22 protein-coding genes are annotated in these 21530 nt (G+C 65.6%); 7 read left to right on the top strand and 15 right to left on the bottom strand.

Going from position 1 to position 21530, the window contains the following annotated elements; genetic code table 11:
- Window positions 1-56: 56 nt before the first annotated feature.
- A complete protein-coding gene (locus ACTX90_RS04625; protein WP_443443298.1) occupies window positions 57-1244 on the bottom strand; it encodes an ROK family protein in 1188 nt (395 codons plus the stop codon).
- Between the two features lie 101 nt (window positions 1245-1345).
- Window positions 1346-2254, bottom strand: a complete 909-nt coding sequence (locus tag ACTX90_RS04620) for an aminoglycoside phosphotransferase family protein (protein WP_052772281.1) — start codon at window positions 2252-2254, stop codon at window positions 1346-1348.
- 80 nt (window positions 2255-2334) lie between these two features.
- Between ACTX90_RS04620 and ACTX90_RS04615 the strand changes: the two genes are divergently transcribed.
- Window positions 2335-2634, top strand: coding sequence for a hypothetical protein (locus ACTX90_RS04615; protein ID WP_443443297.1), 300 nt, complete (start codon window positions 2335-2337; stop codon window positions 2632-2634).
- 74 nt (window positions 2635-2708) lie between these two features.
- Here ACTX90_RS04615 and gatB read toward each other — a convergent pair whose 3' ends face one another.
- From gatB to ACTX90_RS04595, 4 genes are all read right to left on the bottom strand, one after another.
- Window positions 2709-4217 (bottom strand): Asp-tRNA(Asn)/Glu-tRNA(Gln) amidotransferase subunit GatB, encoded by a 1509-nt coding sequence (gene gatB, locus ACTX90_RS04610; RefSeq protein ID WP_047118531.1) that lies wholly within the window; start codon window positions 4215-4217, stop codon window positions 2709-2711.
- A gap of 6 nt (window positions 4218-4223) precedes the next feature.
- Window positions 4224-5762, bottom strand: a complete 1539-nt coding sequence (gene gatA, locus ACTX90_RS04605) for an Asp-tRNA(Asn)/Glu-tRNA(Gln) amidotransferase subunit GatA (protein ID WP_424572527.1) — start codon at window positions 5760-5762, stop codon at window positions 4224-4226.
- Between the two features lie 5 nt (window positions 5763-5767).
- A complete protein-coding gene (gene gatC, locus ACTX90_RS04600) occupies window positions 5768-6064 on the bottom strand; it encodes an Asp-tRNA(Asn)/Glu-tRNA(Gln) amidotransferase subunit GatC (protein ID WP_443443296.1) in 297 nt (98 codons plus the stop codon).
- Between the two features lie 85 nt (window positions 6065-6149).
- A complete protein-coding gene (locus ACTX90_RS04595; RefSeq protein ID WP_443443294.1) occupies window positions 6150-6677 on the bottom strand; it encodes a maltokinase N-terminal cap-like domain-containing protein in 528 nt (175 codons plus the stop codon).
- A 111-nt stretch (window positions 6678-6788) separates the two neighbouring features.
- Between ACTX90_RS04595 and ACTX90_RS04590 the strand changes: the two genes are divergently transcribed.
- Both ACTX90_RS04590 and ACTX90_RS04585 read left to right on the top strand, forming a co-directional pair.
- Window positions 6789-7388, top strand: a complete 600-nt coding sequence (locus tag ACTX90_RS04590) for a GNAT family N-acetyltransferase (RefSeq protein WP_443443293.1) — start codon at window positions 6789-6791, stop codon at window positions 7386-7388.
- Between the two features lie 126 nt (window positions 7389-7514).
- Window positions 7515-7814 carry a hypothetical protein gene (locus ACTX90_RS04585; RefSeq protein WP_443443291.1) on the top strand — a complete coding sequence of 100 codons (300 nt, stop codon included), beginning with the start codon at window positions 7515-7517 and terminating at the stop codon, window positions 7812-7814.
- A gap of 261 nt (window positions 7815-8075) precedes the next feature.
- Here the strand turns inward: ACTX90_RS04585 and ACTX90_RS04580 are convergent, their stop codons facing one another.
- Both ACTX90_RS04580 and ACTX90_RS04575 read right to left on the bottom strand, forming a co-directional pair.
- Window positions 8076-9992, bottom strand: a complete 1917-nt coding sequence (locus ACTX90_RS04580) for a penicillin-binding transpeptidase domain-containing protein (protein ID WP_443443289.1) — start codon at window positions 9990-9992, stop codon at window positions 8076-8078.
- Window positions 9993-10039: 47 nt separating this feature from the next.
- Window positions 10040-10573: a GNAT family N-acetyltransferase gene (locus tag ACTX90_RS04575; RefSeq protein ID WP_443443287.1), complete on the bottom strand. Its 534-nt coding sequence runs from the start codon at window positions 10571-10573 to the stop codon at window positions 10040-10042.
- Window positions 10574-10611: 38 nt separating this feature from the next.
- On the opposite strand from ACTX90_RS04575, the gene ACTX90_RS04570 reads away from it, so the two are divergent.
- The 3 genes from ACTX90_RS04570 (at window position 10612) to ACTX90_RS04560 (ending at window position 13302) form a co-directional block, all read left to right on the top strand.
- Entirely contained in the window at window positions 10612-11922 is a 1311-nt protein-coding gene (locus ACTX90_RS04570; RefSeq protein WP_443443285.1) for a glycoside hydrolase family 3 protein, read from the top strand.
- 114 nt (window positions 11923-12036) lie between these two features.
- Window positions 12037-12843 carry a glucosamine-6-phosphate deaminase gene (locus tag ACTX90_RS04565; protein WP_047118523.1) on the top strand — a complete coding sequence of 269 codons (807 nt, stop codon included), beginning with the start codon at window positions 12037-12039 and terminating at the stop codon, window positions 12841-12843.
- Between the two features lie 9 nt (window positions 12844-12852).
- Window positions 12853-13302, top strand: a complete 450-nt coding sequence (locus ACTX90_RS04560) for an SRPBCC family protein (RefSeq protein WP_047118522.1) — start codon at window positions 12853-12855, stop codon at window positions 13300-13302.
- On the opposite strand, the gene ACTX90_RS04555 is transcribed toward ACTX90_RS04560, so the two are convergent.
- Complete coding sequence (locus tag ACTX90_RS04555; protein ID WP_443443282.1) at window positions 13303-13764, bottom strand: hypothetical protein; 462 nt, start codon at window positions 13762-13764, stop codon at window positions 13303-13305. It abuts the gene before it with no gap.
- Between the two features lie 189 nt (window positions 13765-13953).
- Between ACTX90_RS04555 and ACTX90_RS04550 the strand changes: the two genes are divergently transcribed.
- Entirely contained in the window at window positions 13954-14520 is a 567-nt protein-coding gene (locus tag ACTX90_RS04550; RefSeq protein WP_443443280.1) for a hypothetical protein, read from the top strand.
- Between the two features lie 28 nt (window positions 14521-14548).
- Here the strand turns inward: ACTX90_RS04550 and ACTX90_RS04545 are convergent, their stop codons facing one another.
- The 6 genes from ACTX90_RS04545 to ACTX90_RS04520 form a co-directional block, all read right to left on the bottom strand.
- Window positions 14549-15346 (bottom strand): inositol monophosphatase family protein, encoded by a 798-nt coding sequence (locus ACTX90_RS04545; protein WP_047118519.1) that lies wholly within the window; start codon window positions 15344-15346, stop codon window positions 14549-14551.
- Window positions 15347-15350: 4 nt separating this feature from the next.
- The gene (gene ligA, locus ACTX90_RS04540) at window positions 15351-17621 is read right to left on the bottom strand and encodes an NAD-dependent DNA ligase LigA (protein ID WP_424572537.1); all 2271 of its coding nucleotides are present in this window, start codon (window positions 17619-17621) and stop codon (window positions 15351-15353) included.
- A gap of 203 nt (window positions 17622-17824) precedes the next feature.
- A complete protein-coding gene (locus ACTX90_RS04535) occupies window positions 17825-18784 on the bottom strand; it encodes a PP2C family protein-serine/threonine phosphatase (RefSeq protein ID WP_443443278.1) in 960 nt (319 codons plus the stop codon).
- Window positions 18784-19992, bottom strand: coding sequence for an adenylate/guanylate cyclase domain-containing protein (locus ACTX90_RS04530; RefSeq protein WP_047118516.1), 1209 nt, complete (start codon window positions 19990-19992; stop codon window positions 18784-18786). The genes ACTX90_RS04535 and ACTX90_RS04530 overlap by 1 nt, the downstream gene beginning before the upstream one ends.
- Window positions 19989-20477: a PH domain-containing protein gene (locus tag ACTX90_RS04525; RefSeq protein ID WP_146955887.1), complete on the bottom strand. Its 489-nt coding sequence runs from the start codon at window positions 20475-20477 to the stop codon at window positions 19989-19991. Before ACTX90_RS04525 ends, ACTX90_RS04530 begins: the two co-directional genes overlap by 4 nt.
- Before the next feature lie 147 nt (window positions 20478-20624).
- Complete coding sequence (locus ACTX90_RS04520; RefSeq protein WP_443443275.1) at window positions 20625-21491, bottom strand: biotin--[acetyl-CoA-carboxylase] ligase; 867 nt, start codon at window positions 21489-21491, stop codon at window positions 20625-20627.
- Window positions 21492-21530: the final 39 nt, after the last annotated feature.

The following is a 21530-nucleotide window of genomic DNA, read 5'->3' as shown; positions in this document are numbered from 1 at the left end:
ATTTTATGAAATAAAGTAAACATGACCGGGGTGTGATGTCAAGAACAGGAAAAAAATTACTTAGCGCTAACCAGCTGCTGCAGGTTCTCGATGAACGCCAAAGGACTGCTCAACACCTCGTTGACCATAATGCTCGCGGCAAAAATCGACAGCGAAAGCTCGTGGTCGCTGGAGTACACCACACGCTGCCCGGCAACTCCTTGCTGCACGGACTTCTCGGTAACAGTCCGCTGCACGTGCGCCAGGGTTTCCGGCCGCTCGGCAGGCGTTCCCGCGATCACCAGCAGCCCCGGGTCCAGCAGGTCGAACAGCAGGGCGGCGGCCGTGGCGACATAGCCGTCGCGCTGTGCCACGAGCTGCCGAATCTGGGCATCCCCGGCATCATAAAGCCGGTCGATGTCTCCGTAGTTAATGACGTCGGTGCGATTGAGATCATGGGCACGGCGCACGGTCGCTTCATCGGTGGCCATGACCTGCAGGCAGCCTCGCCGGCCGCAGGCGCAGGGATAGCCAGCTGCGTCAACCTGGATGTGGGCGATGTTTCCCGCATGCTGGGAACGCCCGGCCCGGATCTGGCCGTCGCTGACCAGTACGGCCCCGAGGTCGGAGGTAATCACCATCAGCAGGAAGTCGGATTCCTTGGCGCCTTGCCCGTAGAACAACTCGGACTGGGCTGCGGCGCGGGCGTTGTTATCCAGGACCAGCGGTTGGGGAAGGGCTTCGAGCATCCGCTGCGCAGGAACCTGCGACCATCCGGCTCCGGCGTTCTCGACGATCAGCCCTTGCTCCCGATCTACGATGCCTCCGGTAGCCACCCCGGTGCCCAAGACCGGCCGTCCGTCGGCATGGTCCGCGACCAGTGTCTCTGCCTGGGCGATCACCAGTTCAAAGGCCTCTGCTGCGGTCATCCCCGAGTGCGGGACGAGCACGGAGGCTTTGGCAACTCCGTCCAGCCCGGTCAGCACGATACCCGTGACTCGCGGGCCGAGGTGGATCCCCATAACCAGGTTCGAGTCGGTGTCAACGCTCAGCGGAACCCTCGGACGGCCCTGCCCCGCGGCGACCGGGGCAGATTCGCTGATCAGCCGATGTTCCAGAAGGCTGGCGGCAATGCTGGTCACCGAGGCGGCGCTGATGCCGATGGCATTCGCGATGTCCTTGCGCGAGCGCCCGGGATCCGCGAAGATTTCCTGGAGCACCGACGCGAAATTCCTGGCACGAGCCGGATCTGACCTGCGGGTCATGGCAAGGGCACCTTTCTCTCTGACCTCGCACTCTGGCAAAGGAAGACTCTCATCATTCTGTCATCTGCGATGCTTTCTTTCGCAATGCGCCGGGCGACTAGTTAGTGTCGAAGCAGCCCCCGCAGAGTTTCCAGGCCGATTCTTCCCAGCGGGTCATCGGGTCCCAGCGGTGAGGTGAGCATGGCGTAGCGCAGGGCCCAAGCCCGGGACCGCAGCCACGTGTCACTGCCTTTGAGGACCCCGTACTCGGCCAGCGCGCTGTCGCGGCTATCCGCGCTGAAGTGCAGCCACAGCATGCCCAGATCCGACGAGGGATCGCCCGCGCACAGATCGCCGAAGTCCACCAGCGCAGCTAGTTCGAAACCGTCCGGCCCGTTCTGGACGATGGTGTTGTGCGGGTGCGGATCACCGTGGAGCCAGTGTGCCGGTCCGTTGTATTCGGCGGCCTTCAGCCCGGCTTCCCAGATGGACTGGGCTGCTGGCCGTTGCGCGGTGGGCAGCAGCTCAATGCGTCCGCGGGTTGCATCGTCCAGCTCCCGCAACGGCCTTCCGCGGAAGGCGCTGCGCGGCGCCTCTGGCGGGGCCACTGCGTGCAGGGAGCGCAGGTATCCCGTAAATTGCCGCGCATAGTGGTCACGTTGGACACGGGAAATGCCGGCTGCACTCACTCCGGGAACATAACGGCAGATGGAGAAGCTCCAGGGATATTCCGCGGTCGGCATCCCGGAAAACAGCGGCGCACTCAGATCCAGTCCGCTGTCGGCCGCGGCCCGGTCCAACCATAGCCGTTCGCGCTCGGCCAGCTGCGCGGCCAAGGCCCGGCGGGGCACGCGCACCAGCAGCCGCTCCCCCAGCCGATAGACCTCATTGTCCCATCCCGTGGCCAGGTAGGAGATGGGAAGCCGCACCCACTGCTTCGGCGCCTGGCTAGCGACCAGCCGCTCCACGAGGGCCAGATCGATGGACGTTTCAGCCTCGGGAAAACCCGAAAGTGGTTGGGCGGTGGTCATCCAGCAATCCTAATGCAGACCTGGTGATGACCCGATCCGCTGGGGCCAAATGGTCGGAGCGGACGGGCTTACCGGGTGATTTGCAGCAGCTTGATCGGGATGACGCAGGAAGTACGGTCAAGATCATCCGTGGTTTTCAGCCGATTGTTCGTCCCAGTGTCATCGCACCCGACCACGTCGGCGGGAATTGCGATGACTTCCAAGGTGCCCGGAGGCAATTGCTGCGGGACAGCGAACCCACCGATACGTTGACCTACCGGTATTCGTTCATCTTCGATTCGGCCACGGGACATTTGAACGCTTTCGAAGAAGTCGCGGTCAATGTCGACGGATTCGTCCAGGGCGGAACGCTCAACAGCATTACTGTCGCGCCCCTCTGATCCGATTCAACAAACGAGGCTCCCATTTCCGTCAGCGACGGAAACGGGAGCCTCAGTTGTTTGAGCAGCGAACCTTAGAGGCCCAGCTTCTCCATTACGATCTCGCGGACGCGACCGGCGTCGGCCTGGCCGCGGGTGGCCTTCATGACCGGGCCCATCAGCGCACCGATGGCCTGCATCTTGCCGCCCTTGATCTTCTCGACCACGTCAGGCATGGCCGCGATGGCGTCATCCACGGCCTTGCCCAGCGCGTCGTCGTCGTTCACGACTGCCAGCGAGCGCTTCTCGACGATCTCCGCCGGGGAGCCCTCCCCTGCCAGCACGAATTCCAGGACCTGGCGGGCGATCTTGTCATTGATCTTCTTCGCTTCGATCAGCGAGTTCAGCTCAACGATGGTCTGCGGCGTGACACCCAGATCCGCGATCTCCTTCTCGGCGGCCTTGGCCAGACGGGCGATCTCGCCCATCCACCACTTGCGGGCCACGGCGGCGGAGGTACCGGCGGCGATGGTCGCCTCAATCTCGTCCAGCACGCCGGCGTTCACGACGTCGCGGAACTCCTTGTCCGCGTAGCCCCACTCGGCCTTCAGCCGCTTGCGGCGGTCTGCCGGGGGCTCCGGCAGGCGGGAGCGCAGCTCCTCGACCCATTCGGCGGTGGTGACGATCGGCACCAGGTCCGGCTCCGGGAAGTAGCGGTAGTCATCCGCATCCGACTTCGGACGGCCCGAGGTGGTGGAGCGGGTGTCCTCATGCCAGTGGCGGGTTTCCTGGACGATCTTGTTCCCGGAATCCAGCACTGCCGCGTGGCGCTCGATCTCGAAACGCACGGCGTGCTCCACCGCGCGCAGCGAGTTCACGTTCTTGGTCTCGGTTCGGGTGCCGAACTTCTCGGCGTCCTTCGGCATCAGCGAAACGTTGGCATCGCAGCGCACGTTGCCGCGTTCCATCTTCGCGTCCGAGACACCCAGGTTCTTCACGATCTCGCGGATCGCTGCCACGTAGGCGCGGGCCAGCTCCGGGGCGCGCTTGCCGGCGCCCACGATCGGCTTGGTCACGATCTCCACCAGCGGCACGCCGGCGCGGTTGTAGTCGACCAGCGAGTAGTCGGCGCCCTGGATGCGGCCTGCGGCGCCGCCCATGTGGGTCAGCTTGCCGGCGTCCTCCTCCATGTGGGCGCGCTCGATCTCCACGCGGAAGACCTCGCCGTCCTCCAGCTCGATGTCCAGCCAGCCGTCATGGGCGATCGGGTCATCGTACTGGGAGGTCTGGAAGTTCTTCGGGGTGTCCGGGTAGAAATAGTTCTTTCGGGCGAAACCGCACTTTTCGGCGATCTGGCAGTTCAGCGCCAGGCCGATCAGGATGGAGTACTCCACGGCGGTCTTGTTGACCACCGGCAGCACGCCTGGCAGGCCCAGGTCCACCGGGGTGACGTTGGTGTTCGGGGCGTCGCCGAAGGCGTTCGGGGCGTCGGAGAACATCTTGGTTTTGGTGTTCAGCTCCACGTGGACTTCGAAGCCCAGCACCGGATCATAGCGATCCAGGGCCTCGTCGAAATCGACTAGTTCATCGGTGTAGTTGCTCATGATTCCCTAGGCCTCCTGCGCGATCGAAGCGGTGTCAATGGCTGGTGCCTGCGAGATGAGGGTGTGGCCCCACTGCTTTTCCAGCAGGGTCTCCAGTGCGGCACCGGCGCGGTACAGGCGGGCATCCTCGTAGGCCGGAGCCAGGAACTGGATGCCCACCGGCAGGCCCTCGGACAGGCCGCCGGGCACGGTGATGCCCGGGACGCCGGCGAGGTTTGCCGGGATGGTGGCCACGTCGTTGAGGTACATGGCAACCGGGTCGTTGTCGTTCGCGCCGAGCTCGAAAGCCACGGTCGGAGCGGTCGGGGAGATCAGCACGTCGGCCTGCTCGAACGCGGCGTCGAAGTCACGCTGGATCAGGGTGCGGACCTTCTGGGCCGAACCGTAGTAGGCGTCGTAGTAGCCGGCGCTCAGGGCGTAGGTGCCCAAGATGATGCGGCGCTTGACCTCGTCGCCGAAGCCGGCGGCGCGGGTGGCGCCCATGACGCGCTCAATGGTGAGCGGGCCCTCGGTCGGCAGCACACGCTGGCCGAAGCGCACGCCGTCGAACTTGGCGAGGTTCGAGGAGACCTCGGAAGGCATGATCAGGTAGTAGGCGCCCAGCGCGTACTTGAAGTTCGGGCAGGAAACCTCAACGATTTCCGCGCCGGCGTTCTTGAGCAGCTCAAGGGACTCGTTGAAGCGCGCCTGCACGCCCTTCTGGTAGCCCTCGCCCTGCAATTCCTTGATGACGCCAACACGCACACCGGACAGGTCGCCGGCGGCGCCGGTCTGCGCGGCGGCCACCAGGCCTTCGAGGTCCTGCGGCAGCGAGGTGGAGTCCTTCGGGTCGTGCCCGCCGATCAGTTCCTGCAGCAGCGCCGAGTCCAGCACGGTGCGGGACACCGGGCCGATCTGGTCCAGCGAGGAGGCCATGGCGATGGCGCCGTAGCGCGAGACCGCGCCGTAGGTCGGCTTCACGCCCACGGTGCCGGTGACCGCGCCCGGCTGGCGGATGGAGCCGCCGGTGTCGGTGCCCAGGGCCAGCGGGGCTTCGAAGGCCGCCACGGCTGCTGCCGAGCCGCCGCCGGAGCCGCCCGGGATGCGGCCCAGGTCCCACGGGTTGCGGGTCACGCCGTAGGCCGAGTGCTCGGTGGAGGAACCCATCGCGAACTCGTCGAGGTTGGTCTTGCCCAGCATCGGGAGCTTCGCGGCGCGGATCTTCTCAATCACCGTCGCGTCGTATGGGCTCATCCAGCCCTCGAGCATCTTGGATGCGGCGGTGGTCGGCTGGCCCTTGGTGACGATCAGGTCCTTGATGGCGATCGGCACGCCGGCCAGCGGGTGCAGCGCTTCGGCTTCGGCGCCGCCGGCGGCGCGGATGGCGTCCACCTCTGCAGCCACGGCGAGCGCTTCCTCGGCGTTAACGTGCAGGAAGGCGTTCAGGGTGCCGTCGACCTCGGCAATGCGGTCCAGGTGCGCCTGGACGGCTTCCACGGAGGTGGTTTCGCCGGCGCGCAGCTTGGCTGCCAGTTCGGCGGCGGAGAGCTTAATCAGTTCGTTCACGTGGATTATTCACCATCCAAAATTGCCGGGACCCTGAAGCGATCCGAGTCCGAATCCGGCGCGTTGAGCAGCACGTCGTCAATGCTCAGCGTCTGGCCCACCACGTCCTCGCGCAGGACGTTGGTCAGCGGGATCGGGTGGCTGGTTGCTGGAATGTCGGAGGAGGCGACTTCGCTGACAGACGCGATGGCACCGACGATAGCGTCGAGTTCACCGGTCATCTTGTCCAGCTCTGCGTCGCTCATCTCGATGTGGGCCAACTGTGCCAGGTGCACAAGGTCCTCACGGCTGATGGCAGACATATATCTCCCTAGAATGGGCGGATGGGTTTCATAGACAAGTCTATCCCGTGCCGGACTGCCATCAGGCCGTAATGTGGCGCATCAGCTACGCTGTGCGCAATACCAAACCGGTCAGCTCCTGCCCCAGGGCGTTCTCCCAATATCCCACGACCCCGGACTGGGCTCCGGCCAAGCGCACCGGGCGGCGGATGATCTGCAGCTTCTTTCCGGCGGCGTCCTTGGTCAGGGCGACCCGCGGTTCGTCCGTAAAGGATTCGGTGTGGTGCTGCGGGACGGCCTTGCCGTCGGCGAACGCCTGCAGCTGCGCGTTGAAGACCGGGTCTCCTTCGGCGTCGTAGATGTAGCGGGTGCCGAGGATGCCATGCTCGCTGGTACCCAGTAGGTACTTCTGGGCCCCGGGCAACGGCGCGTCCCGGTAGGTCAGCGGTACGTGGTAGATGACGTCGCTCAGATCGGCGTTATCCGCATAAAGACGGAACTCGATGCCGACCTCCCCGGCAGGGTCTTCCAGCCGGAACCCCCCGACGTGGATGAGCTGCGGCTTCTTCTTGCCGGTGAAGAAATCCTGGCGGACCAGCCAGTCTTCAACCAGCTCGTTTTTGCTCGGCTTCATCGTCGTGTTGTAGATGATTCCCATGCGCATCGACTTTCAGGTGGGTTGTTTTGGCACAAGCACTGCACCAAATGATTAGGAGCCAGGACGTTTATGCCTAGCATAGGCTGCATGGAAACTAACTGCGAGTGGACCACCGGGCAGCAAGCCCAGGACTACGGGACAACGCTGCTGGAAGACGATGCAGTGGTACTGCGCGAGTCCGAACCGGAGGACTTCGAGGTGCTAGCACCGTGGTGGAACGATCCGCGGTGGGCCGTGTTGCAGCAAAGGGTCATCAAGCCCCGCCCATCCCAGCATCTGGCGGACATGTTTGCGTCCTGGTGCGTTAATCGGCCGGAGAGCGGCGAGGCAGGCTTCAGCATTTTCGAGAAAGCCACCGGTGCCCTGGTGGGTCATGTGACGTTGTACGGCGGCACGCTCCCCCATCGCGCCGCCGACCTGTCCATCATGATCGGCCCGGAATACGTGGACAAGGGATTGGGAACCCGCGCGGTGAAACTCATGTGCGGTTATGGTTTCAAGGAATTGGGTCTGCACCGAGTCGCCCTGAAGGTCGCTGCGTTCAACTCGCGCGCCAAGCGCGCCTACGAGAAGTCGGGCTTCATTTTGGAAGGCCGGGAGCGTGGAGCGTACTTCCACGATGGGAAGTTCCACGACCAGCTGGTGTACGGCCTGCTGGCCGATGAGTATTTCTCCACTGGCGCCTGAGGAACCGGAACGGTGGCGCTGCAGTTCGACACACGGTACACGCCCGCTGCGCAGTTCTACCACCGACCCAGCATAGGCTTGCAACATCTGGTCAACTCCGGTTTTACATCCCAAGGACATACGCACATGGCACTGAAATTCAAAGCTTCTGCAGGCATTCTCGCTACCGCGCTGGTGGCTCTGACGACGGTGGCAGTAGCGCCGGCCAACGCCGTGTTGCAGCAGGAGAACAACAAGCACAGCGTTGCCCAATGGCTGGGGCTGGAGCCAACCACGAGTTCTGACCCCGTTGGACACACTAGCCAGCCAAATGACTATCTCCGCGTTCTAATCGATACAGGCAAAATTGATGATTTCGATTCGGTGATCGTGCAGGATGTCGAAACCGGCGAGATCCATAGCTATGCCCTGAACGACAGGAACTAGCTTTCATCCGGGTCCGAGCGAATTCCCACTTCATGGAAGCGAAACTTCGCTCGCGCGGCACGCCGTCACGGCCCGCCGCTTAGGCAGGATTCCTCCGAAGCCGCGCATTCTTGCCCTGCATGCACTTCGCATCATCGACTGCGTTGGTTCGCATTGCTCGGCTACGCAAAAACCCTCGGCTATGCCGAGGGTTTTTGACTTCTTGTTGGCCTGCGGTTGATCCCCAGCGTATCCGCGCTGGATGATTTCAACCATCCGGAACTATTCCTTGCTCGCGGCCTTGAGCATGTCCTTCACCAGCGGACCTGCGGTCTGCGCTCCGCCGTTGCCGTCCTCGACGAAAGCGGCAATAGCGATGTCGCCCTGGGCGGCAATGGCCCAGGCGTGGGCGTTGCGCTCGCTGTCGTATTCGGCGGTGCCGCTCTTGCCGATGATCTTCCCGGTGCCGGTGCCCTTCAGGTCCTTGAGCGTTCCGTGGTCGACGACGGCGGCCATCATCGTGGCCAGCTCGCTGGCTTCCTCCTCGGTGAGCTTGGACTTCGCGGTTTCAGGCGCCTTGGGTTCCGGTGAGATCACCAGCGTGGGCGACACGGTTTGTTTGGCCTGGACGGAGGCTGCGACAGTCGCCATGCCCAGCGGCGAGGCTTCCACCACGCCCTGGCCGATCATGTTCGCCGCCTGCTCGGTTCCGGTGGAATCGGTGGGCACCGAACCGAGGACCGCGCCGGCGCCGGTGCCGTCCTCCCCGGTCAGCCCCAGGGCTGCCGCGGCCTCGGCCAGCTTGGTTCCGCCGATCTTTTCGCCTTCGTCGACGAAGACCGTGTTGCAGGACTGGGCGATGGCTTCGGACAGCGGGATTTTGCCCAGTGCCGAGGCCGGGTAGCCGTCGAAGTTCTTGAAGGTCTTGCCGTCAATCACGGTGGTGGCCTTGCAGTCGAATTTGGTGCTGGCGCTCGCGCCGTCACGGAGCATTGCCAGGGCGCTGATGACCTTGAAAGATGAGCCCGGGGCATATTTCCCCTGCAATGAGGTGTTCAGTCCCGAGGACACCGGGCCGGAGGATGCGGCAAGCACCGCGCCGTCGGACGGCCGGATGACCACGATGGCCGAGTTGGATTCGGCCTCCTGCAGCAAATCGTCGGCTTCTTTCTGCAGGTCCTGGTCCAGCGTCAGCTGCACGTCCTTGCCGTCCACCGGGTTGCTGGAGAACAGCTCGGACTGGGCTTCCTTGGCCGCGTTGTAGCGTGAGATGGTTACCCCTGAGGTGCCCGAGAGGGTGTCGTTGTAGGTTGCCTGCAAGCCGGAGAGGCCTACCTGGTCCCCTGCATGGATCTTGCCCTCGGACTTCTCGACGATTTCCGCGGTGGCTTCGCCGACCGAGCCGAGCAGCGGCCGGGCGAAGGAGCGGGTCGGAGCGAGCGGGATCTGGTCGGCCTGCCCGACGGCTCCCGGGATCTTGGCGATCTGCTCGTCGGTGACCTCGCGGGTTGCGTCATCGCGCAGGACGATGGCCTGCACCCAGGCTTTCTCGCCGGCGGCCTTGACCTTGGCCGCGAAGGCGTCTTCGTCGATGTCCACGAGCTTGGCCAGCGCCTTTGCCGAGGATGCCCATTCATCGCTGGTCGCCCGGGTCTTGTCGATGCCGACATTGATCACCGGACGCTCGGTGACGATGTTCTTGTCTTCCCCGTCAGTGATGTTGCCGCGCTGGCCTGGCTCGAATCTGGCCGCCAGGAAGTCGCCTTCGGCCATGTCCGGCGCGAGGATCGAGGGGTCGAAGCGCAGCTGCCAGCTCTTGCCTTCGTCGTCGTATTGCCAGACGGCCTGGGTCTGGTAGCTCAGATCCGTCTCGGTCTCATCCACATCCCAGACGGTCTGGATGGTAGCGGTAGCGGTGGTGACCCCGTCCTGCTTCTGGTCATCCGTGGCCACCGAACTGACGGTGCTGGTGCGCTTGATGTCATCTAGTTTGCCGAATGCCGTGTCCAGCGTCGCCGCGGCCGCGGCCGCATCAGAGTTGCTGAACGCGACACCCGAGAAGTCGCCGGAATTCAGCGCGGCGGCCAGCGCGTCTGCCGACGGAGCCGGGTCTGCAGGGGCTGAACTGCAGGCGCTCAGGGTGCCTGCAACAAGGCTCGCAACTGACAGGGCAATGACTTTTCGGCGAAGTGCACTCATGGCGCCATTCTATGGCCCGGCGCTGAGAACCAACAATGACATGACCGTTAACCGAGATCCATGGTGTAAACGACCAGCAGGATCTCGGTATTGGGCACGTACCAGTCGCGCTGCGCGCAGTGCGCAAATCCCAGGGATTCGTAAAGGGCCCGGGCCGCGGTCCAGTTTCCTCCGGTGGTCAGCGAGACCGTCTGCACCCCCGGAAGCTGCCGTGCACGCTCGATCGCGGCAAGCACCATGGCCTTCCCTGCACCCGAACGCTGCACCGCGGGATCCACGCTGAGCATGCGGATCTCCAGTTCGCCTGCGCGGGCGATGTCGGCATATTCGCTGCCGAAGGGAACCAGGGTCATGGAGGCAATGACCGCGCCCTCGCGACGGGCCACGTAGACTTCCGCCTTGGCCGCGCGGTCCGCGACCCTGCGGACGAACTGCATGTACTCGTGCTGGGGATCGTCGAAGTGCCCGGCCGCCAGGTAGGCGTCAACGGTAAGGTCGCCGACTCGCTCAAAGTCGGCTGGCGCGGCTGGTTCGATAACCAGTCCGTCGCAGGTCACGCGAAATTTATCAATCAAAGACATGGTTCGTTAATAGTGCCACCGTTCGACTACCGGATCCCATGGGGTCGCTGTGCATCTACGGCGGCAATATCCAGGACACCCAACAGCTCTCCGCCCTCATGACCCAGATCCGCCAGGCGTCCCCCAACGCCATTCTGGCACTGGATGAAGAGGGCGGAGACGTCACCCGGCTGCACTACCGCGACGGCTCCAATCAGCCGGGCAACGCGGTGCTGGGCCGACTCGACGACCCGCAGCTGACCCGCGCCAGCGCCCGCGCCATCGCCAGGGAGATGCGCGCCTACGGTTTCAACCTGAACCTGGCGCCCGACGCGGACGTGAACACCAACGCGCAGAATCCGGTCATCGGGGTGCACTCCTTCGGGATCAGCCCGCGCAAGGTGGCAATGCACACGGCCGCGTTCACCGTGGGGCTGCAGGGGGAAATGGTCGCCGCGTGCGCCAAGCATTTCCCCGGCCACGGCGACACCTCCACGGACTCGCACCTGTCGCTGCCGGTGGTCGCGGTGGATCCCGTCACCCTGGCCGAACGCGAGCTGGCCCCGTTCACCGCGGCGATCCAGACCGGCATCGCCGCCATCATGACCAGCCACATCATGGTCCCGGCGCTGGACGCGGAGAACCCCGCCACCTTCTCCAGTGCCATCTTGGGCAAGCTGCTGCGCGATGAACTGGGGTTCACCGGCGTGATCGTCACCGACGCCTTGGACATGGCCGGCGCCAGCGCGGAAACCGGAATCCCCGTGGCCGCCGTGCGTGCGCTGCGCGCCGGGGCCGACCTGCTGTGCCTGGGCACCGACATGAAACGCGAAGACTACGAACAGGTTGTCAACGCCATCCTCCACGCGGTGCACGAAGGCGCCTTGGATCCCCAGCGCCTGCGCGATGCGGCGGCCCGCAACACCGCCTTGGCCACCCACTACCGGGTGCAGGACGAGGCCTGCGAACCATGCGAGCTGGTGACCGGCGATTGGTCCAAGGCCTTCGAAACCTCCTCCGAGGTCGAAGGCTGGATCGCGGATCCTGCCGAAGTGCAGCTGGTCCAGGTGGACACCGACAGCAACATGGCAGTGGGACACGTGCCGTGGGGCCTGTCGAGCGTCGCTCCGACCGAGGCCGCGGAGGACCTGCGTCCCGGCGCCAAGGTGCTGCTCGCGGCCCGCGCCCTGTCCGAGACCCATGCCGTGCATGAGCTTGCCGCCCAGCTGCGCCAGGACGGACGCCGCGTACTGGTGGTCAACTTCGGTTGGCCCGCCCCGGGCGCCGACATCACCACCTACGGAGCCTCACCGGTGCTGGCGCGCACCGTGATCGAGATGTTGCAGATTCCCGCGGCGCAAAAGTGCTAGCGACGCACGAAACCTGCAAGAATAGTAATTTCACGGTCCTGCCCTTGCCCTGACTCCGGCTGGCCGCGGCGCCGCCCGGCGCACCCCGTTATTTGAAGATTGGATCCTCCTTCTATGCGCGTACTGATTGGTTCGAGCGCCGACCAGGTAGCTCGTATCGCCGCTGACAACGTCCTGGCCGGCCTGGCCGAGCACGGGAACGGCAAGCGGCAGGTGCTGGGCTTGGCTACCGGTTCATCCCCGTTGGGACTGTACCGCGAACTGGGCAAAGCGGTCTCCGAATCACGCGCGGACTTCTCTGACACGCTCGGTTTCGCGCTGGACGAGTACATCGGCATCCCAGACACCCACGAGCAGTCCTACCGCCAGACCCTGGTCAACGAGGTTTGCAACGTCATCGGCCTGCGCCCGGAGAACCTCTGCGTGCCGCAGGGCACCGGCGACTCGGTAATCGCGGTCCAGGCAGCCGCGGATGCCTACGATGCCGCAATCAAGGCAGCCGGCGGCGTCCAGGTCCAGATCCTGGGCATCGGAGCCAACGGCCACCTGGGCTTCAACGAGCCAGGCAGCGCGCTGACCAGCCGCACCCGCATCAAGCGGCTGGCATCCAAGACGCGCGAGGACAACGCCCGCTTCTTCGCAGGCATCGAGCACGTGCCGACCCACTGCGTCACCCAGGGCCTTGGCACCATCCTGGATGCCGGCCGCCTGGTTCTCGTGGCCACCGGCGCCGGCAAGGCCGACGCCATTGCCGCCGCGGTCGAAGGCCCGCTGTCCGCAGCATGCCCCGGCTCGGTGCTGCAGCTGCACCGCGACGCCGTTGTGGTGCTGGACGAGGCAGCTGCGTCCAAGCTGACCCAGCGCGAATACTACGACGATGCGGCAGCCGGAATTTCCGAAGAGAATCTGGTCGTCGTCTAGTCTGGCCTTATGGCCGTCTACTTCGAGTGCGTCTCCCGCACGTCCCAGAGCGTCCAGGCGCTGTGGGACAAATCCCTGAATATCGACGCTCACACGGAATCCATGAAGGATTCCGCAGAGCGGGCCGTCGCCGGTGTCACCACTGGAATGATCGGCCTCGGCGAGCAGGTGACTTGGCGGGCGACGCACTTTGGCGTTCTCCTGCGCATGACCTCACGGATCACCGCGCTGGAGAAGCACACATCATTCACGGACGAGCAGCTGCGTGGCCCGTTCAAGCACTTCCGGCACGTCCACGAGTTCATCGACTGCGGCCATGAAACCGTGATGATCGACAAGATCAGCTTCGCCGCCCCGTGGGGCCCGCTGGGCTGGCTGGCGGAAAGACTCGTGCTGAGCTGGTACATGCCACGGCTGATCCGCAGCCGGAATAGTTTCCTTCTGGGAACCGTAGGCTGACTATTTCAAGACTTCAATGCGAGTATCCAGTTCATGGATCCATGCGGCACACGCGGCGTAGTCTTCGTCGCAGCCCGGAACGCCGACGTAGACCTTCACCACCAGCTGGCCGCTCGTGTTCCGCGGATCCACCGGCAGCATCGCTTGCATGGAGCCGTCCGCCGCCATCTGCGCCTGGCTCTGGCCCTCTTGCGGTACTGGGGCATCCGTCACCGAGAATTCAAGATAGATCAGCTGCCCATCACGCAGGTCCAGGTCGCATCCAGCAGGATCCACCACCACTTCGAGGTCTTCCCCTGCAGCGCCCTTGCCGCCAACCAGATACGGCGTTTTCAGTTCGCAGGATTCATCTTGTCCTGTATCGGGTATGAGCATTGAGGCCACGATTCCAATTGCGGCAACTCCCACCCGCCCGGCCAGGATCAAGGCCGATCGTGTTACCCCACTGGCTATCTTGAGCATGCTGTCCCTCCCGCATCTCCTGCCACGCTTGGCCCGCCCGGTGGAGGCGGGATGCCTCCGCAAACTGCGGCGCCGGAGCGAAAACCCCGGTCCGCACTAGGCTTGGGAGCATACCAAAGATGACGACTTGCGAGGTACTACTCCATGCAGCTCACCGCAGGTGCTCCCGCTGCCCAGAAAGTCCGACAGTTGGCACTCGTTTTTTCGCATGTGCTTTCACCGGCGGCCTTGGCGACCTTGCTGCTGCTCTCAACGCCGCTGCGCCGCGCGCAGGTGGGCTGGTCCGACGCGCTGGTCGCCGCCTTGTTCACCACGATCATCCCGTGGCTGGTGCTGCTGGCGGCGAAGCTGCGCGGCATGGTCACCGACATGCACGTGACGCAGCGGCGGCAGCGGCACCGGCTGTACGCGCTGGCTGCCGGGTCCATCCTCGGCGGCCTGCTGCTGCTCCAGGTCATGAATGCCGGCGCAGCGATGTTCCGCGAAGTTCTGGCGATCTTGCTTGGCCTGCTTGTCGTGTCGGTGGTCAATTTGTGGTGGAAGGTCTCCGTGCACCTGTCGGTGGGAACCTATGTGGCATTGCAGGCCGCCGACGGCATGGGCGGGTACATGCCTGTGGTCGTCGCCGGCATCGCGGTGCTGTCCTGGGCGCGGATCCGCAGCGGAGAGCACACCGCCTCCCAGGTGTGCGGCGGTGTGCTGGTCGGCGTGGTGATCCACTATGCGAGCAATCTGCTCGGCACGGTATTGAATTAGGCGGCTGGGACGTTCACGGCGCTTGCGCTCACTCGGGCATCGGCAGCTTGGAAGAGTCCACCAGTCCCGCGTACTGCCATCCCGGATAACCCACGGGCCGCCCGACCAGGGTTCCGGCTTCCTCGGCGATCAGCGCGCCGGCGGCCCAGTCGTATTCCCGGGTGCCGAATTCGGCGTAGGCATCCAGCGCGCCCTCGGCCACCAGGCACAAGTCCAGCGCCGCAGAGCCCAGCCGGCGCACGTTCACGTAGTCCCCGATGACCTCTTGCAGCACCGATGCCTGGAATTCCCGGCGTTCGGGGTCGTAGCCGAAACCGGTAGCGAGGATTCGGGCCTCGGTGTCGGCCGGTCCGTGCAGCTGGGTGATCTTGCCGGTGTGCAGGTCCTGCTTCCAGGCGCCCAGCCCGCGTCCGGCGAAGTACTCGACGTGCAGCGCCGGGGCCACAATGGCAGCGGCCACCCAGCGCTCGATCCCGTCCTCGGTCTTCTCGCAGGCCGCCACCGATGAGCAGTAGTAGGCGATATTGCGCACGAAGTTCGTGGTGCCGTCCAGCGGATCGATGCTCCAGCGCAGGCCGCTGGGATTGGCCGGCCGGTCGCTGGGGTATTCCTCCCCGGTCAGCTCGTCATTCGGCCGGGTGGTCACGATGGTCGCCCGGATGGCTTCTTCCGCGGCGCGGTCGAAGTCGGTGACCCAGTCCCCCGCTGCGGACTTCTCATTGGTGTTGAACTTCGACTCGTCACGGCGGGCAAGGACCTCGGCGCCGGCTGCTGCCGCCCTGCGCGCCAGCAGCACCAGCGGATCGTGGGAAATGGCTCGATCCATGGCTTTATGCTCCTTCCGGTGCGGACAGCGCCGCTTCGCGGGCTGCATCCGGCCCCTGTTCGAGCAGGATGCCGAAACCGGCTTCATCGAGCACCGGCACCCCCAGCGACTGGGCCTTGTCCAGCTTGGATCCGGCGGCCTCGCCGGCCACCAGGAAATCGGTTTTCTTCGAGACGCTGCCGGTGGCCTTGCCGCCGCGCACGATGATCGCTTCCTTGGCGGTGTCGCGCGAGTAGTTCTCCAGTGTCCCGGTGACCACGATGGCCAGGCCTTCGAGGTTCTTGGTGATGTTCGCGTCGCGCTCGTCGACCATCTTCACCCCGGCCGCCTGCCAGGCGCTGACGATCTCGCGGTGCCAGTCGACCTTGAACCAGTCGACCAGGGCCTCGGCGATGATGGAGCCCACCGAGTCGATCTGGCTCAGCTCCTCCACCGCGTTGCCGGCATCGATGACCTCAAGCAGCGCGTCCATGGAACCGTAGCGGGTGGCGATGGCGCGGGAGGCGTTGGGTCCGACATGGCGGATGGACAGCGCCACCAGCACCCGCCACAGCGGATTGCCCTTGGCCTTCTCCAGCTCGTCGAACAGCTTCTCGGTGCTCTTGGTCGGCACCGAGGGCTTCTTCGCGGTGGCCTTGGTGAAGAAGTAGGGCACCAGATCGAACCTGCCCGTTCCCTCCCCCTTGACCCGCTTTTCGCGCCAGACCTTGACCTCGGCCAGCTGATCCAGCTTGTCCTTCAGGTCGAAGAGCTCGGCTTCGTTGCGCAGCGGGCCCGGGCCCGCCGGCAGGATCAACCCGCCCTGGGTGGCCGGGTCCTCGCCCGGCCCGCTGGTCAGCGCAGCGGCGGCCTCGTAGCCCAGCGCCTCGATGTCCAGGGCGCTGCGTCCGCCCAGGTAGGCGACGCGTTCGGTGAGCTGCACCGGGCAGGATTCCGCGTTCAGGCAGCGGATGTCCACGTCGCCTTCCTTGGCCGGGGCCAGCGGCTGGCCGCAGGAGGGGCATTCGGTGGGCATGATGAAGTCGACTTCGGTGCCGTCGCGCAGCGCGAGCACCGGGCCGACGATCTCCGGGATCACATCTCCCGCCTTGCGCAGGATGACGGTGTCCCCGATCAACACGTTCTTGGCCTTGACGACCTCCTGGTTGTGCAGGGTCGCGCGGGCCACGGTGGACCCTGCCACCAGCACCGGTTCCATCACGCCGAAGGGGGTCACCCTGCCGGTGCGCCCGACCTGGACCTGGATGTCCAGCAGCTTGGTGTGCACTTCTTCCGGCGGGTACTTGTAGGCCACGGCCCAGCGCGGCACGCGCGAGGTGTAGCCCAGCTGCTCCTGGGTGGAGAGGTCGTCGACCTTCACCACGATGCCGTCGATGTCGTGGATCAGCTCATGGCGCTTCTCGCCGTGCTCGGCAATGAACTCCCTCACCTGGGCCAGCGACTCGACCACGCGGCCGTACGGGGACACCGGCAGTCCCCACTCGCGCATCAGCTCGTAGGCCTGGGACTGCTCGGTGATCGGGAAGTCGCGGCTGCGCCCCAGCCCGTGCACGAACATGCGCAGCGGGCGCTTGGCGGTCTGTTCCGGGTCCTTCTGGCGCAGCGAGCCGGCGGCGGCGTTGCGCGGGTTGGCCAGCGGCGCCTTGCCCTGCTCGATCAGCGCCTCGTTGTAGGCGTTGAAGTCGTCGGTGGCGATGAAGACCTCGCCGCGGACCTCGAATTCCGCTGGCCAGCCCGAACCGGAGAGCTGCTGCGGGATGTCGCTGATGGTCATGGCGTTGTGGGTGACGTCTTCGCCGGTGGTGCCGTCGCCGCGGGTGGCGGCGCGGACCAGCTTGCCGTCGCGGTAGGTGAGGTTCAGGGCCAGGCCGTCGATTTTCACCTCGCACAACCAGCGCACGGGAATCTGCGGGTGCAGGCGGTTGGCGTTGGCGCCGGCGCGTTCCAGCCAGGCGTCCAATTCCTCCAGGGAGAACACGTCTTCCAGCGAGTACATGCGGCTGGCGTGGGTCACCGGGGCGAAGGCCGCGGACACCTCGCCGCCGACCTCCTGGGTGGGTGAATCCTGGCCCGCCAGGATGGGGTATTGGGCTTCGAGCAGTTCCAGCTCCTGGAACAACGCGTCGTATTCGGAGTCCGAGACCAGCGGGGCATCCTGCTGGTAGTAGGCTTCCCGATGCGTCCGGATTGCCTCGACAAGCTCGTCGTGTCGTTCACGCGCCGGTGCAGGCGGGGCGTTCGTGGTCTCAACTGGCGTTACGTCATTTTCACTCACGTATCCAATTGTGCCCCAGGGAGCCGACGGATTCACCACGCCCACACCACATTGCCAGAAGCCCTCCCCGGCCCGCCGACGTGGGCTTGCGGCGACTGGATCAGCGGCGGAGGGCGCGCCAGGGAACGGCGGCAGGAATCCAATGCCCTGAACCAGCGGCAGCGTGCGCCCCTGGCCCAGGAGCCGCCACGACGCCGGCGGGCCTACAGTGCCGGAGCCTGGGTTGCGGTCCCAGGCGGCACGGGGGGCGCCAGCACGTCGATGACAATCACAGCGATGTTGTCCCGCCCTCCGGCTTCCAGCGCGGCACCGGTCAGCACCTCGGCGGCAACTTCGCGGTCCTTGTAGCTGACCAGCAGGCTCTGCAGCAGGTCCTCGGTCAGCTCGCCGCTCAGCCCGTCCGAGCACAGCAGATAGCGGTCCCCGATGCGCGGCTGCAGCACGGTGATGTCCGGATGGCTTTCGGCCCCGGCGCCCAGCGCGCGGGTGATCAGGTTGCGGTGCGGGTGGTTCCGCGCCTCCAGCTCGGTGATCTGGCCGGCATCAACCATTTCCTGCACGGCAGAGTGGTCGCGGGTCAGCTGCTGCAGGGCCCCGTCGCGCAGACGGTAGCCGCGCGAGTCGCCCACGTTGACCAGCGCCAGGTTCGGCACTTCCTCGATAACAGGCATCGCGGCGGTGGCCGGGTCCTGTCCGCGGCGGTGGGCCTCGAGCATTTCCGGGGTGATCTTCGAAATGACGTCGGTGGTGCCCTGGGCCGCGAAGCCCTGGGTCCACGGAGGGATGGCCACCGGCGCGGTGACCGAGTCGCGGCCCTGCCCGGAGGCCTTGATCAGCACCAGCGCGCACAGCGTGGTGCCGCCGCGGGACTCCAGCGCCTCGCGGATGCGGTCATCGGCCAGCTGCACCTGCCGCTGGACCTGCTGCATGGTGGGCAGGCTCGGCACGGAGGTCTTGGCCGCGCGGGTGCACAGCTCTTCCATGGTCTCCACGGCCAGCTGGCTGGCTACTTCGCCGGCCTCGTGGCCGCCCATGCCGTCCGCCACCGCATAGGCCACCTGGCCCAGCAGGATGCGGTCCTGGTTCTCGGTGCGCCGCCGGCCCACGTCGGTGCGCCCGGCCGCGGCGAGGACGAAGGGGACGGACTGGGCTTCTGCGTGCATCAGTCCACCACCAATCCGGTGCCCTCGCCATGGGACAGTTCAAAGGGCTGGATCTCCCCGAAGCCGCGCACCGCGGTGATTTCCTGGGCGGTGAGCACGAACCGCGGATCGTTTTTCAGCGTATTGGCGGTCAGCGCGTCGGTGAGCACCGTGCCGGGTTCAGCCAGCGAGGTCAGCCGGGCGGCCATGTTCACCGTCGGTCCGTAGATGTCTCCCAGCCGGGAGAGGATGCGTCCCCAGACCACCGCGCCGCGGGTCTGCGGCAGCATTTCATCGGCTTCGAACTCCTGCGACAGCGCCAGCGCGATCCGGGCGCCTGCCTGCGGGGTTTCGGCCACGTACAGCACTTCGTCGCCGATGGTCTTGACCAGCCGGCCGCCGCCCACGGAGATGATCTCCGCGCTCTTGGATTCGAAGCGCTGCACCATCTTGGCCAGCGTGCGTTCGTTCATGCGCCGTGACAGCGAGGTGTAGGAGACCAGGTCCGCGAAACCCACCGCGCGGGCCAATGGCAGCGGGGTGTCGTCGTCCCCGCCCCCGCCCTGGTTGTAGGCGGCCACGCCGGCCTCGGCGCGCAACGCCATGCGGTGCACCGCGGAGTTCAGCTGGCGGCGCCATGAGTAGAGCAGCAGGTTCTCGATCTGCGGAATCAGGTCCGGCAGCATGTCGAACAGCTGGCGCCGGGCCTGGCGGTCGGACATGTTCTGGTTGGCGATCATGTCCTCCACGAGCGCCTCGATCTGCCAGACCACCATGCGGTCGGTCATCTGGCCCACCGAACGCATCAGGGAGATGGCGGTTTCCTCGGTCAGCTGCCCTTCGCGCACCATGCCGACCATCGTAGCCAGCGCTTCCTCGTCGCGCTTGGTGAAGAAAACGTCGTCGTCGCTGAGTTCCGGGAAGCCGATCGCGCGCCAGAGCTTGCGGGCCGAATGCAAGGAGATGCCGGCGTCGGCCGCCACCTCGCGGCGGCGCAGCTCGCGTTGCCCGCCGATCAGCTGGCGTTCCAAAGCCGCGACGGTGTCGCGGATGGCGTCGGGGGTGTGGGCCGGGACCTGCAGCGGTTTCTCCATGGCCTGGGCGAGTTCCAGGATCGGATCCGCTTCGGGGGCGGTCTCCACCGGGGCGTGCTCGCGGGCCTGGTGGGCCGCGACGGAGGCGGACTGCGGAGTGTCGGCCCGTGGCGTATTGCTGTGCTCGGTGCTCATGGAGCCATGCCCTCACTCTTGGATGCCTCGGTCTGCACCGGGGACTGGTTGTTGCGCAGGTTGGTTATCGCGTCGATGGCCAGGGACCTGAAGTACGGGACGGAGGGAACGTGGGCAATCCTGACGTAGCCATGGCCCAGCACGATATCCAAGGTGCCGGCGCGGGTCATGGCGTTCTGCTTCTTGGTGTGGGCAATCAGGTCGCGCACCGTATACAAACCCACCGACTGCAGCTTGCCGGAGGTGAAGGACGAGCGGAACAGGATCCGCTCGGTGGTCAGCACGATCCGGCTGCGCAGCCAGCGCACCCACGGGGCCACGCACCAGATCAGCGTCAGCGCCGCCCAGAGGACCAGCGTCACCACGACCCACAGTCCGGCGTTCTCCGCCAGCCAGGGCGAAAGGTCGGTGCGGCTGAGGTAGCCGAGCAGGAACGTGCAGACCACGGTCAGCAGCAGGAAAACGACAATTGGTTGTCTCAGCACTTTGGAATGTTCACGCGTCTTGATGATCACGCGTTCCCTCTCATGCAGCGGCACCTTCATCGTCAGTATCCTCGTCCCTCCTGCCCTGGTTGGTCCTTGAAGCCTCAGTTCTACTAATACTAGTCCCGGTGCAGTTGCACTAGCAGGTTAGGCGTACTTCCCATCGGCGCGCCGCACATGGTGGACGTCCCCGGCCAGCACCCGGTGGGTGCGTGCGGCGCCGTCGCGCACCAGCAGCGCGCCGTCGGGTTCAAGGTCCACCGCTTGGCCTTCAAGCAGGCTCCCATCTGGGAATTCAACACGGACGTCGTGTCCGAGCGTAGCCAGCTTCGCGGCGACCATGCCAGCCAGGCTGGCCCCGGAGAAGCCATTCATCCCGGCCGCGGCATTGCCGCGGACTTCGCGGAAGGCGATATCCAGGGCGGCGAAGCGGCGCAGATAGCCGGTTAGCAGGGCGCTGCGCGACACCGGCGATCCGCTGGCCAGGCGCAGCGAGGTGGCGGTGGGGACCGGCAGCTCGGTGGCGTCCTGGTCCACGTTCATACCGGTGCCGACCACCACGCCGAAGCCCTTCGGCGAGGAGACCAGCTGGGCCAGGATGCCGCAGATCTTCTTGTCCCCGGCCAGCACGTCGTTGGGCCACTTGATGCGGGCTGCCACCCCGGTGAGTTCTTCAACGGCCTGGCACCAGGCCAGGGCCGCGAGCATGGTGTACCAGGACAGCGAGTCGGTGGGCATGCTTTCTCCAGGCACCGCGAGCACGCTGACGGTGAGGGAGGACCCGGCCGGGGTGACCCAGTCGCGGCCCAGCCGCCCCTTGCCCTGCTGCTGGTGCTCGGTGAAGTACACGCTCAGGTTCCCGGCCTGCCCGGAGGCGGCCAGGTCCGCCAGCTCGGTGTTGGTCGAGCCGGAGGTTTCACGGATGCTGACCAGGCCCAGTCCCAGCTCGCCGGCCAGGGCGTCGAAGACGGCCGGATCCAGCGCGGCGCGGGCACAGTGCTTCTCAATGCTCATGAAAACCACCCTAAGCCACGCGGGCCTGTGCGGCAGCTG

The sequence above is a fragment of the Glutamicibacter soli genome (genome assembly GCF_052322135.1).
In the GTDB taxonomy this organism is placed as follows: Bacteria; Actinomycetota; Actinomycetes; order Actinomycetales; family Micrococcaceae; genus Glutamicibacter; species Glutamicibacter soli.
The sequence above is the reverse complement of the archived record's forward strand: the minus strand, read 5'-3'. Positions and strand labels throughout refer to the sequence as shown.

Coding starts and splice junctions, on each gene's coding strand:
- ACTX90_RS04625 (WP_443443298.1), bottom strand. CDS start 1,244: ATGACCCGCAGGTCAGATCCGGCTCGTGCCAGGAATTTCGCGTCGGTG.
- ACTX90_RS04620 (WP_052772281.1), bottom strand. CDS start 2,254: ATGACCACCGCCCAACCACTTTCGGGTTTTCCCGAGGCTGAAACGTCC.
- gatB (WP_047118531.1), bottom strand. CDS start 4,217: ATGAGCAACTACACCGATGAACTAGTCGATTTCGACGAGGCCCTGGAT.
- gatC (WP_443443296.1), bottom strand. CDS start 6,064: ATGTCTGCCATCAGCCGTGAGGACCTTGTGCACCTGGCACAGTTGGCC.
- ACTX90_RS04595 (WP_443443294.1), bottom strand. CDS start 6,677: ATGAAGCCGAGCAAAAACGAGCTGGTTGAAGACTGGCTGGTCCGCCAG.
- ACTX90_RS04590 (WP_443443293.1), top strand. CDS start 6,789: ATGGAAACTAACTGCGAGTGGACCACCGGGCAGCAAGCCCAGGACTAC.
- ACTX90_RS04585 (WP_443443291.1), top strand. CDS start 7,515: ATGGCACTGAAATTCAAAGCTTCTGCAGGCATTCTCGCTACCGCGCTG.
- ACTX90_RS04580 (WP_443443289.1), bottom strand. CDS start 9,992: ATGAGTGCACTTCGCCGAAAAGTCATTGCCCTGTCAGTTGCGAGCCTT.
- ACTX90_RS04575 (WP_443443287.1), bottom strand. CDS start 10,573: ATGTCTTTGATTGATAAATTTCGCGTGACCTGCGACGGACTGGTTATC.
- ACTX90_RS04570 (WP_443443285.1), top strand. CDS start 10,612: ATGGGGTCGCTGTGCATCTACGGCGGCAATATCCAGGACACCCAACAG.
- ACTX90_RS04565 (WP_047118523.1), top strand. CDS start 12,037: ATGCGCGTACTGATTGGTTCGAGCGCCGACCAGGTAGCTCGTATCGCC.
- ACTX90_RS04560 (WP_047118522.1), top strand. CDS start 12,853: ATGGCCGTCTACTTCGAGTGCGTCTCCCGCACGTCCCAGAGCGTCCAG.
- ACTX90_RS04555 (WP_443443282.1), bottom strand. CDS start 13,764: ATGCTCAAGATAGCCAGTGGGGTAACACGATCGGCCTTGATCCTGGCC.
- ACTX90_RS04545 (WP_047118519.1), bottom strand. CDS start 15,346: ATGGATCGAGCCATTTCCCACGATCCGCTGGTGCTGCTGGCGCGCAGG.
- ACTX90_RS04535 (WP_443443278.1), bottom strand. CDS start 18,784: ATGCACGCAGAAGCCCAGTCCGTCCCCTTCGTCCTCGCCGCGGCCGGG.
- ACTX90_RS04530 (WP_047118516.1), bottom strand. CDS start 19,992: ATGAGCACCGAGCACAGCAATACGCCACGGGCCGACACTCCGCAGTCC.
- ACTX90_RS04520 (WP_443443275.1), bottom strand. CDS start 21,491: ATGAGCATTGAGAAGCACTGTGCCCGCGCCGCGCTGGATCCGGCCGTC.